We start from the raw sequence: 10,706 nt of genomic DNA, 5'->3' as shown, positions 1-10,706 counted from the left end.
CCTTCACTATCTTTTTAATGAATTCTTGATGATAATGCTGTTTTACTTTTTTTTCTCCTATTGACTTTTCCATCTCTTATTGGTATTTAAAACTGTACAGTTTTTTCAGGACGGGTCAGATTCTTTAGATATTTAATATCTATGACGTTATTCACTTTTTTCAGGAATCTTTTAGGCTGTTTTTAAGTGTTAAAATTTCTGAATATAATTACTATCTTTAATGTAATTTGTTTTTATATAGTTGGTTGTGTGTATTATTTGTATTTTAAATGTAGTTTTTTTGGTAGTACAGTGTAGTGGAAGTTGAGCATATAAACGTACTATGAGGAGAGTTTTAATCAAATAGAGGTGTATGAAAAAGGTTTTAGTACTGTTATTAGTAAGTTTTTTGTTGATGAGTTTTCAGCAGAGGGAGGTTAATTATGATACGTTAATACTAAGAGATGGTATTATGTGTGAAGTGGATGCTAGTGTGGGATATACAGGTCTTACTAAGGGGTATTATCCAAGTGGGAAGTTATATGGTGTGATGATTTTTAAAGATGGAAAGGAGAATGGAATAGCTAAGAGCTACTATGAAAATGGGCAATTAGAAGCAGTGACACATTTCGTGAATGGTAAACGTGTTGGTAAGACGATAAACTATTATGAAAATGGTAAGTTACAAGGTGAAGCGGATTTTAAGGATGGTGTACAAGATGGTGTGACTAAAAGTTATTATGAAAATGGTCAATTAGCACAGGAAGGGAACTGGAAGGGTGGAATGTTAGAAGGACTCACTAAATTATATTATGAAAACGGTAGTTTAAAACAACAGTTAACTTATAAAGCGGATAAAGAAATTGGTGTAATGAAAGAGTATGATAGCGATGGTAAGTTAAAGGCTGCAATAGATGTGGGCGATGGCAGTGGTCGAACTGTAGGTAAGTTTTATTATTCTAATGGGCAATTGCAAAGTGTTATTAATTGGAAAAATGGTAAACAACAAGGGGTAGCGATAAGGTATTATGAAAATGGTAAAGTAGAGAGTGAACAGGATTTTAGTGAAGGATTACAACAAGGTAGAGCTAGGGGGTACTACCTAAATGGAAAGCTCAAAAATGAAGTAATGTGGAAAGAGGGCAAAGAAAATGGTGTCACTAAAGTATATTTCGAAAGTGGAAAAATTGAAAGAGAGGTTATTTTGAAAGATGGAAAGAAGAATGGCGTTACAAAAAGGTATTATGAAAATGGGAAACTTGAAATAGAGGTGGATTTTAAAGATGATATAGAGAAAGGAATAGGTAAGACTTATTATGATAATGGGCAACTACAAAGGGAGATTAACTGGATGAATGGCAAGCAACAGGGGAGAGCTACTAATTACTTTAGGAATGGGAAACTGGAAGAAGAGGTAATATGGAAAGATGGTTCTAAAGATGGAATTACTAAAAGCTATTATGTGAGTGGTCAGTTAAGAGGAATATTTGTATTTAAAAATGATAAATTAGAGGGTGTCACGAAGGTATATTATGCAAACGGGCAACTAGAAAAGAAGGTAAATATGAAGAATGGACTAGAAGAGGGGTTGACTACAAATTATTATGAGAATGGTAAATTATATAAGCAGGTTTACTGGAAAGACGGCAAGGAGGATGGAAGTACTAAAGAGTATGATGAAGATGGTGTGTTACAAAGAGTGATGTTTAAGTCAAAAGGAGAGCCTGAAGGGGAGAGTATAGAGTATTATAAAAATGGAAATATAAAGGCAATAGGTAGTTATGATAATGGGAGACAGGTGGGAGTGACTAAATCTTATTACGATAACGGAAAGTTAAAAAGCGAAACGGTGTGGAAGGATGGGATGCCTAATGGAGTATTTAAGTACTACAGTGAAGATGGTAAACTTGAGAGAGAAGAGAATTGGGTTAATGGAGTGAAGCAGTAGGTATATATGCAAGGTCAAATAAGGATGCTGAGTAATACTTTATGTATAGGTATGTTTTCAGATGGAATAACTAAATCAACTACTTAGATTAAAAATAAGAATATGAAAGGTATTAAGAAAAATGTAATTCTAGTTATTGTTATAATAATTGGAGTAGTGGGGTGTAAAGGGACTACAAATGATGAGTCTTTAATAGGAAGTGCAACAGAGGTGATTTATGAACCTATTAGTATTCGTCATCTGTCTAAAGAAGAGGTGTTTAAGAAAGTGAAACAATTCTATGAGAAGAATGAGGTTGTTAATCTTGAAAGCATATCTACTTATCAAGTAGTTTCAATTGAGGATATACGTACTAAACTTTTGGATATTTTTGATATTAAAAGTACGTTTTATTATGTAAATAATTTGATGCTGTCTCCAAGTATAGTGCCTAAAACTATTTATTTTGATGATGAAACTCATATTAGTGCTGAAGGGGTGAGTGTTGTTTATAGTGATATTAATAAGAGGATATATGAAGCAGATATTGACACGTTATCTAAGTTAGAAATTGCAATGAGAGAAAGGCGACCGTATCAGTTTACTCTTGTGGGGTACGAGGTTCTTAAGCCTATTAAGGAAGTTGCTTACACTATTAGTATGTTTTTACCTCAAATTACAAATTATAAAGTAACAGATGTTGGAACGACAGTTATGTCTGATATTGGAGTAATTAAGTTGGTTAAGATTAAAGGCAATGAGGTAGTCGTGAATGTGCCTGTTAAGGAGGGGTATTCTATTAATGTTTTTGGTTTAAAAGATAATAAGAAAATAAGTGCATATAGTATGGTAAGTGGCGGAATTACATTCGCTCAACAAAAGGAAGGGGGAGTAGTACAAGTGGAGCGAAGAACGCCTAGTTTCTTTTTTAGTGAAGAATTATCTAGTATTGTTATTCAAGTGATTGAAGATAAGTTTCAGAGAGTTGATTTTGAAATATTGATGTGGGTTTTTGATTAAAAATACTAATTTAAGCAATAAAAGATTGTTTTTTAAGGTTATATAGAATGAATGTGTTGTTAAAAATAAGATAGAGATGTATAAGGCTTTGTTGGTTAACTTATTATTGGTATTGGTACTTTGCGTTAGTTGTAAAGATGATGAAGTGCGTACAGATGATAATTGGACTAATGGATTAGAGCAGAGCGATGAGGTGTTGGTAGTAGATGAAGATGATGTTGGGTGGAAGCTATTAGAGTTAAATCCTATGGAGAAAGAGCAGGCGTTAAGTGTGTTTTATGCAGGGATAGAGACGGAGATACAGTCGGATAGTCTATACGGTATGGTTACGAAGTTTAAAAAAAGAAGAATGGAGCTTCATCAAGCATTAGGGATTCCTGATGCTCGTTACTTTTTTGATAATCCTGAGTGGTTGCCTATTATAGAACCTTCTAAAATCAACTATGTAGATGGTACTAGTGAGGATGCCGTAGGGTATTATATTACTCCTAATCTAGTGAAAATAAAAGGAGGTAAGTGGAAAAGTGATTTAGAAGAGGATCGTGATAAAATATTAAAGCTAGAGCAAAAGGTGGGGGAGTTACAAGAGGATGACATGAATGTGTTTGGGCTTTTAGTACACAAGCCTGTGAGATCTATTATCTATAATGGAACTGTAGCGGTGCCTAGTAGTTATACTTATTTGATAAGTAGTAAGGAACCGCTATTGGTGACTAATATAGGAGAAGTAAAGTTGTTAGAAAGAGAGGATACTGAGATAGCGCTAGAATTGCCATATAATAGTGGTTATTATGTATTAGTATATGGTGTGTCTGAGGACAATAAGGTGATCCGTGAGGTTAGTAGAACAGGGGATACTAGATTAGTGCATAATGGCGTTCATCAAGAGGGGAGGGATAAAGTGTTTATCGCCTATTCTTACCCTGTGGAAAAGATTATGATTAAGGTTTATAAACGCAAGAAATCGAGTTCAATTTCGTTTACTTTCGAGCATATAGTAGAGAAAATAGATGGTGGTAATAGAAAGAAATAACTATTTGTCATTACTTTTTTGGGAATAGAGATAGATGCAACTACCTAGTACAGGAAGTACAAGGATAAATAGTATGATTAAGGCGTGTTCAAGACCTTGAAATTTCTTGTTTCTAAATAGGTGTATTATGCTGTATATAGTAAGAAGTGAATATGTACTGATTATAGTAATAATGCCGATAGGGCCTATTATACCTAGTGAGATCATAAGAGAATGTTTATTGTTATTAATGCAAGTATAAGGGGATTCGGTTGAGGTATCAATACCATATTAGTGGTATTTTAAGAATTGAATTATAGAGAAGGGAAGTTGTCTATAGGTAGATGAACATAATGATAACAGGTATGGGTCATTAATGATAAGCGTTTAAAAAGGGAAGATGAATGATTATCTTCAAAAAAAACACGTATTTTTACACAAAATAATTATAGTAATGCAATCAATAGTTAAGTATAAAGAGCAGATTTCTGAATTTATCGATTCGATTTCTTTATCAGGTACTCCAAAGGAACTTTACGAACCTATTTCATATATATTATCATTAGGAGGAAAACAGATTCGTCCTGTGTTAACATTAATGTCAGCTGATATCTTTGGTATAGATCCAAAGAGAGCTATCCATGCAGCAACAGCTATTGAGTTGTTTCACAACTTCTCCTTAATGCATGATGATATTATGGATGATGCACCACTGCGTAGAGGTCATCAAACTGTACATGAAAAATGGAATACAAATACTGCTATCTTATCAGGAGATGCTATGCTAATCTTAGCTTATCAGTATTTTGAGCATTATGAGAATAATACTTTTCGCGACTTAGCGAAGTTGTTTAGTAAAACGGCTATTGAGGTATGTGAAGGACAGCAATGGGATATCTGTTTTGAGAATAGAAATGATGTGAGTATTCCTGAATACATCCAAATGATAAAGTTTAAAACTGCTGTATTAGTAGGTGCAGCACTTAAGATGGGAGCTATCGTAGCTGAGACGAGTACTAAGAATGCAGAAGATATCTATGAATTCGGTATTAATCTTGGTATTGCGTTCCAATTACAGGATGATTATTTAGATGCATTCGGTGATGCAGCTACTTTCGGTAAACAAGTAGGTGGAGATATTCTTGAGAATAAGAAGACATTTCTTTATTTAAAAGGAGTGATGAATGCGAATGATGTACAACGTGCAGAATTAGTATCGTACTTCTCAAGCCTAGAGCAGAACGCTGATGAGAAAGTAAATCGAGTAAAAGAGTTATTCGTAGAAACAGGATCTGCTAAAGAATCAAAAGATTTAATAGAAGAGTATACATTAAAAGCGCTTGCTATCTTAGACCAAATGGACATTGCAGATGATAAAAAAGAACAACTGCGTACGTTCAGTCATGAATTAATGGATAGACGCGTATAATCATATAATGATGACAGAAGCTGTATCTTATTTAGAGGACAAAGTAGGTGAATACAATTTACTGAGCGATTTAGTCAGACAAGTCGAAAAAGACTTTCGTATGGCAGTGGATGCATCGATTACTTTAAATGCAGACACCCCTGCTAAGTTAGTTTATGAGGTTTATAATGAGCTGTGTAACATCGTAAATAAATCATCAGTATCTAAATTCTCTAGTTTACTTTATAGAGTAGATATTGCAGAGAAAGATGTAAGAGCTATACAGAGTACAGATATAGAGGATTATTTGCAACAAGTAACTTTCTTGTTGTTAAAGAGAGAATATCAAAAAGTATATATTAGGAGTACATTATAATAAACGTACTTTTTATATAAAACAATAAAGCACCTTAACGAGGTGCTTTATTTGTTTATGAGGTATGTTATTAGAAATAGAATCTAACAAAAGGCATATATGCACTTCCGTAGACCATATCTTTTTCTTTATAAAGAACGTTGTAACGTACACCAATAGTAACGGGACCTTGACTGTATCCTACACCTAAGAATAAAGCTGTGTTCCAAAAATTATCACCTATATTTTCTGCATCGTGATATTTATATGTGTTATTAACTCTCAACTGTTCAAGTTCGGCAGATAATTGAATTTGAGGAATAGGGTTTGATAATGCGATGATACTACCTCCGTAGATCCAAGAGTTGTATTCTTTGATACTAGAGTTGTAATAACTTCTATTTTTGCTGCTGACATAACTACCTTGTAGGCCTACACCTGCTGAAAAATAAGGGTTCACCTGATATAGTGCACTAGGGGCTATCATAATATCTGTATAGCCACTTCCAAAGCCTACTCCTAAGCCTCCACCGAATTTCCATTTATTAGTAGAATCATAATTTTGAGTAGTATTTCCTCTATCTTGTGCAATAATAGAAAAAGAGCAAGCTAAAAAAAATGATATTGACAAAAAAAACGGTAAATAGTTGATGTTAAATCTTTTCATTTCAATTTTATAAAATAATTATCAGATAAAAATAAGGAAAAGTTTATAGTTTTGTCATAAAGAGTTGTATTTTTGTAGATATAATATTTAAACAAAAGGTCTTTAGACAAAGTTATGGATAGATATTCCTTTTTAAATGCGGCACACACTGCATTTTTTGCAGATTTATATGATCAGTATACAGAGAGTCCAGATAGCGTAGAGCCAAGCTGGAGAGCTTTCTTTCAAGGATTTGATTTTGCAAATGAATACAATAGTGGGCCGGTTGAGCAGTTAGCACAAGCTTATACGTCAAGTAATAGTGTAGGTGTAGATAGTTCAGCGCAGTTAGGGCAACTTCAAAAGGAGTTTGCTGTATTAAAATTAATTGACGCTTACAGAACTTATGGGCATTTATTGACTAAAACAAACCCATTAAGAGACAGAAAAGTAGAGCATCCAGATTTGAGTTTAGAGAAGTTTGGTCTATCTCAAGCAGATTTGAATGTTAATTTTGAGGCTGCAAAGACAATACAACTACCAACTACTACATTGGGACAGATAATCGCCCAATTAGAGAAAATTTACTGTACTACACTAGGTATTGAGTACAAGTACATCGTTGATGAAGCGACAGTACAATGGATTCAAAATCACTATGAGACTACAGAAGCGAAATTTAATAATGAAGAGAAAAAAGAGATCTTGCACAAGTTGATTGAGGCAGTTTCTTTTGAAAACTTCTTAAATACGAAATACGTTGGACAAAAACGTTTCTCTCTAGAAGGTCTAGAAGCAGCAATACCTGCTATAGATTTTATGATGGATGCTGCTGCTGATAAAGGAGTAGAGGAGATTGTAGTAGGGATGGCACACCGTGGACGTCTTAATGTATTAGCTAACGTATTCAAAAAACCTGCACAAGATATTTTTGCAGAGTTTGACGGTAAAGATTACGATGCTATCGAAGGATTTGACGGTGATGTTAAGTACCACTTAGGTCTTACTACAACACGTAAAACTCGTTCAGGTAAAGTAATGCACGTTAACTTAACGCCTAACCCTTCTCACTTAGAGACTGTGGGTGCTGTTATCGAAGGTATTGCTAGAGCTAAACAGGATACAATATTCGTAGATCAACCTTCTAAAGTGTTGCCTATCGCTATTCACGGTGATGCAGCTATCTCAGGACAAGGAATTGTTTATGAGATCGTTCAGATGGCTAAGCTTAGAGGTTATAAGACAGAAGGTACTATTCACATAGTATTAAATAACCAAGTTGGTTTTACAACTAACTATACTGATGGTCGTTCTTCTACCTACTCTACTGATATTGCTAAAGTAACTCAATCTCCTGTTTTGCATGTTAATGCGGATGATACAGAGGCTGCTGTTAGAGCATTTATGTTTGCTTTAGACTATCGTATGGAGTTTGGAACAGATATATTTATTGATTTAGTTGGATACCGTAAATACGGACACAACGAAGGAGATGAGCCAAAGTTCACTCAGCCAATCTTATATAAACTGATCTCTAAACACCCTAACTCACGTAATATTTATAGCGCGAGATTATTAGATGATAAAATAGTAGATGAAGCTTTCGTTAAGTCGTTAGAATCACAATATAAAGATGCTTTAGAGCAAGAGTTAAGTACCTCTCGTGCGTGTGAGTTTACACGTGTGAGAACATTTATGGAAGAGAATTGGCAAGGATTTAATATTGCTAGTCGTGACAAAATGGTGGCTGACTATGATACTAAAGTTTCTAAAGAGATGCTTACAGCTATCGCTGAAGTAATCACTGAATTACCTGAGGATAAAAAATTCATTAGTAAAGTTAAAAAGCTTATTGGAGACAGAAAAACAATGTTCTTCGAAAAAGATGCTTTAGACTGGGCGATGGGTGAATTATTAGCTTATGGTACTTTAGTTACAGAAGGATACGATGTACGTCTATCAGGTCAAGATGTAGAACGTGGTACGTTCTCTCATAGACATGCTGTGGTAAAAACCGAAGATACGGAAGAATTAATCATTCTATTAAATAGACTGAAAGAGCAAAAAGGTCAATTTAGAGTATTTAACTCTTTATTAGCTGAGTACGCTGTATTAGGTTTTGAGTATGGATATGCTTTAACTAATCCAAATACATTAACTATCTGGGAAGCACAGTTCGGAGATTTCTCTAACGGAGCTCAGATTATGATGGACCAATATATTTCTGCTGCTGAGGATAAGTGGAGTAACCAAAACGGTATTGTGATGCTATTGCCTCATGGATACGAGAATCAAGGTGCTGAACACTCTTCTGCTAGATTAGAGCGTTACTTACAGTTATGTGCTGAGAGTAATATGTTCGTAACTAACGTTACTACACCAGCTAACCTTTTCCATTTAATGAGAAGACAGATGATTACTGACTTTAGAAAGCCTTTAATCAATATGTCTCCTAAGAGTTTGTTAAGACATCCTGCTGCTGTATCTTCTATTAAAGATTTTACAGATGGAAAATTCAAGTATGTAATAGGTGATGATACTGCTAACCCTGCTGATGTTAAATCATTAGTATTCTGTAGTGGTAAGTTCTATTATGACTTGGTAGCTAAACGCGAAGAGTTAGGTAGAAATGATGTTGCTATCGTGAGAGTAGAACAATTGTTCCCATTACCAGTAGAGCAAATCAAAGAAGTAATAGCTATGTATCCTAATGTAGACGACTATGTATGGGCTCAAGAAGAACCTAAAAACATGGGAGCTTACGGATATTTACTAATGAACTTCGAAGAGAAACCTTTACGTTATGCAGGTAATAGAGCTTATAGTGCTCCTGCATCAGGAAGTTCAGTTCGTTCTAAAAAACGTTACGCTTACGCAGTTGAAAAAGTTTTCAACAAGAATTTATAAGAAAAATAGTATTTTTACATAACAATATTTAATTAAAGGATATAGAGATGAGCATCTTAGAAATGAAAGTTCCTTCGCCAGGTGAATCAATTACTGAAGTTGAAATCGCTACATGGTTAGTAAAAGATGGTGACTACGTTGAAAAAGACCAAGCTATTGCTGAAGTAGATTCAGATAAAGCGACTTTAGAATTACCAGCTGAAGAAAGTGGTATAATCACTTTAAAAGCAGAAGAAGGTGACGCTGTTGCTGTAGGTCAAGTAGTTTGTCTAATCGATATGAGCGCTGCAAAACCTGCAGGAGGTGCTTCTACGGAGGCTAAACTAGCTGCTGAAGCTCCAAAAGTGGAAGCTCCAAAAGCTGAACCTGTAAAAGCTGCAACTACTTATGCTACTGGAAGTGCATCTCCAGCTGCTAAGAAAATCTTAGATGAGAAAAACATCAGCGCTGCTACTGTAACAGGTACTGGTAAAGATGGTAGAATCACTAAAGACGATGCTGTTAACGCAAAAGCATCTATGGGGACTCCAACAGGAGTTTCTAGAGGTGAAGAGCGTAAAAAGATGTCTATGTTACGTCGTAAAGTTGCTGAGCGTTTAGTAGAAGCTAAAAATACAACGGCTATGTTAACTACTTTCAATGAAGTTAACTTAACTAACGTAAACAAATTAAGAAGCGAGTTTAAAGATGCTTTTAAAGCTAAACACGGTGTAGGTCTAGGATTTATGTCTTTCTTCACTAAAGCTGTAACTCGTGCATTAGAGTTGTATCCAGATGTAAACTCTATGATCGATGGTCAAGAGCAAATCAAATATGACTTCGCAGATATTTCTATCGCTGTATCAGGTCCTAAAGGATTAATGGTACCAGTAGTAAGAAATGCTGAGTTATTATCTTTCCGTGGTGTTGAAGCTGAAATTAAACGTTTAGCTATCAGAGCACGTGATGGACAAATCACTGTTGATGAAATGACAGGTGGTACATTTACTATTACTAATGGTGGTGTATTCGGATCTATGTTGTCTACTCCTATCATTAACCCTCCACAGTCTGCTATCTTAGGTATGCACAATATTATTGAGCGTCCTATCGCAGTAGAAGGTAGAGTGGAGATTCACCCAATGATGTACCTTGCATTATCTTATGACCACAGAATTATCGATGGTCGTGAGTCAGTAGGTTTCTTAGTAGCTATCAAAGAGGCTTTAGAAAACCCAGCTGAGTTATTATTAGATAACAATCCTAAAAAAGCATTTGAACTTTAGTAGTTTGAATCTTTTAAATATATCAACGGCAACTATTTTATAGTTGCCGTTTTTTTATGTCTTATTTATAGAGGAATTGTTGTTATATGGAAAGGAAGTTTTAGGTATCTATTAAAAAGGATTATAAAGGGGTGTTTGCTAGATTTGTTATGGGATGATAGGGTATAAGTAGAAATAGATGTTGCTA

Annotated in this window: 8 protein-coding genes; 7 read left to right on the top strand and 1 reads right to left on the bottom strand. The window is 34.7% G+C overall.

The window, feature by feature from the left end:
* Positions 1 to 352: 352 nt before the first annotated feature.
* The 5 genes from CF599_RS05225 to CF599_RS05200 all read left to right on the top strand — a co-directional run bounded on the left by CF599_RS05225 (position 353) and on the right by CF599_RS05200 (position 5,722).
* Positions 353 to 1,927 (top strand): toxin-antitoxin system YwqK family antitoxin, encoded by a 1,575-nt coding sequence (locus tag CF599_RS05225; protein WP_121964985.1) that lies wholly within the window; start codon positions 353 to 355, stop codon positions 1,925 to 1,927.
* A gap of 102 nt (positions 1,928 to 2,029) precedes the next feature.
* A complete protein-coding gene (locus CF599_RS05220; protein ID WP_121964984.1) occupies positions 2,030 to 2,926 on the top strand; it encodes a hypothetical protein in 897 nt (298 codons plus the stop codon).
* Between the two features lie 76 nt (positions 2,927 to 3,002).
* A complete protein-coding gene (locus tag CF599_RS05215; RefSeq protein WP_121964983.1) occupies positions 3,003 to 3,959 on the top strand; it encodes a hypothetical protein in 957 nt (318 codons plus the stop codon).
* Between the two features lie 433 nt (positions 3,960 to 4,392).
* On the top strand, positions 4,393 to 5,367 hold the full coding sequence (locus CF599_RS05205) for a polyprenyl synthetase family protein (RefSeq protein ID WP_121964981.1): 975 nt from the start codon (positions 4,393 to 4,395) through the stop codon (positions 5,365 to 5,367).
* Positions 5,368 to 5,374: 7 nt separating this feature from the next.
* Positions 5,375 to 5,722: a hypothetical protein gene (locus CF599_RS05200; protein ID WP_121964980.1), complete on the top strand. Its 348-nt coding sequence runs from the start codon at positions 5,375 to 5,377 to the stop codon at positions 5,720 to 5,722.
* Positions 5,723 to 5,792: 70 nt separating this feature from the next.
* Here the strand turns inward: CF599_RS05200 and CF599_RS05195 are convergent, their stop codons facing one another.
* Positions 5,793 to 6,368, bottom strand: a complete 576-nt coding sequence (locus CF599_RS05195; RefSeq protein WP_121964979.1) for a hypothetical protein — start codon at positions 6,366 to 6,368, stop codon at positions 5,793 to 5,795.
* A 114-nt stretch (positions 6,369 to 6,482) separates the two neighbouring features.
* On the opposite strand from CF599_RS05195, the gene CF599_RS05190 reads away from it, so the two are divergent.
* On the top strand, positions 6,483 to 9,254 hold the full coding sequence (locus CF599_RS05190; protein ID WP_121964978.1) for a 2-oxoglutarate dehydrogenase E1 component: 2,772 nt from the start codon (positions 6,483 to 6,485) through the stop codon (positions 9,252 to 9,254).
* Positions 9,255 to 9,301: 47 nt separating this feature from the next.
* A complete protein-coding gene (gene odhB / locus CF599_RS05185; protein ID WP_121964977.1) occupies positions 9,302 to 10,519 on the top strand; it encodes a 2-oxoglutarate dehydrogenase complex dihydrolipoyllysine-residue succinyltransferase in 1,218 nt (405 codons plus the stop codon).
* Positions 10,520 to 10,706 lie beyond the last annotated feature (187 nt).

This window comes from Myroides sp. N17-2 (assembly GCF_002286775.1).
Lineage (GTDB): Bacteria > Bacteroidota > Bacteroidia > Flavobacteriales > Flavobacteriaceae > Flavobacterium.
This window is presented reverse-complemented; position numbering and strand designations above follow the sequence as displayed.

Bases quoted from the DNA above. Each gene is read 5' to 3' on its own strand.
- odhB (WP_121964977.1), top strand. From the start codon at position 9,302: ATGAGCATCTTAGAAATGAAAGTTCCTTCGCCAGGTGAATCAATTACT.
- CF599_RS05215 (WP_121964983.1), top strand. From the start codon at position 3,003: ATGTATAAGGCTTTGTTGGTTAACTTATTATTGGTATTGGTACTTTGC.
- CF599_RS05190 (WP_121964978.1), top strand. From the start codon at position 6,483: ATGGATAGATATTCCTTTTTAAATGCGGCACACACTGCATTTTTTGCA.
- CF599_RS05205 (WP_121964981.1), top strand. From the start codon at position 4,393: ATGCAATCAATAGTTAAGTATAAAGAGCAGATTTCTGAATTTATCGAT.
- CF599_RS05220 (WP_121964984.1), top strand. From the start codon at position 2,030: ATGAAAGGTATTAAGAAAAATGTAATTCTAGTTATTGTTATAATAATT.
- CF599_RS05195 (WP_121964979.1), bottom strand. From the start codon at position 6,368: ATGAAAAGATTTAACATCAACTATTTACCGTTTTTTTTGTCAATATCA.
- CF599_RS05200 (WP_121964980.1), top strand. From the start codon at position 5,375: ATGATGACAGAAGCTGTATCTTATTTAGAGGACAAAGTAGGTGAATAC.
- CF599_RS05225 (WP_121964985.1), top strand. From the start codon at position 353: ATGAAAAAGGTTTTAGTACTGTTATTAGTAAGTTTTTTGTTGATGAGT.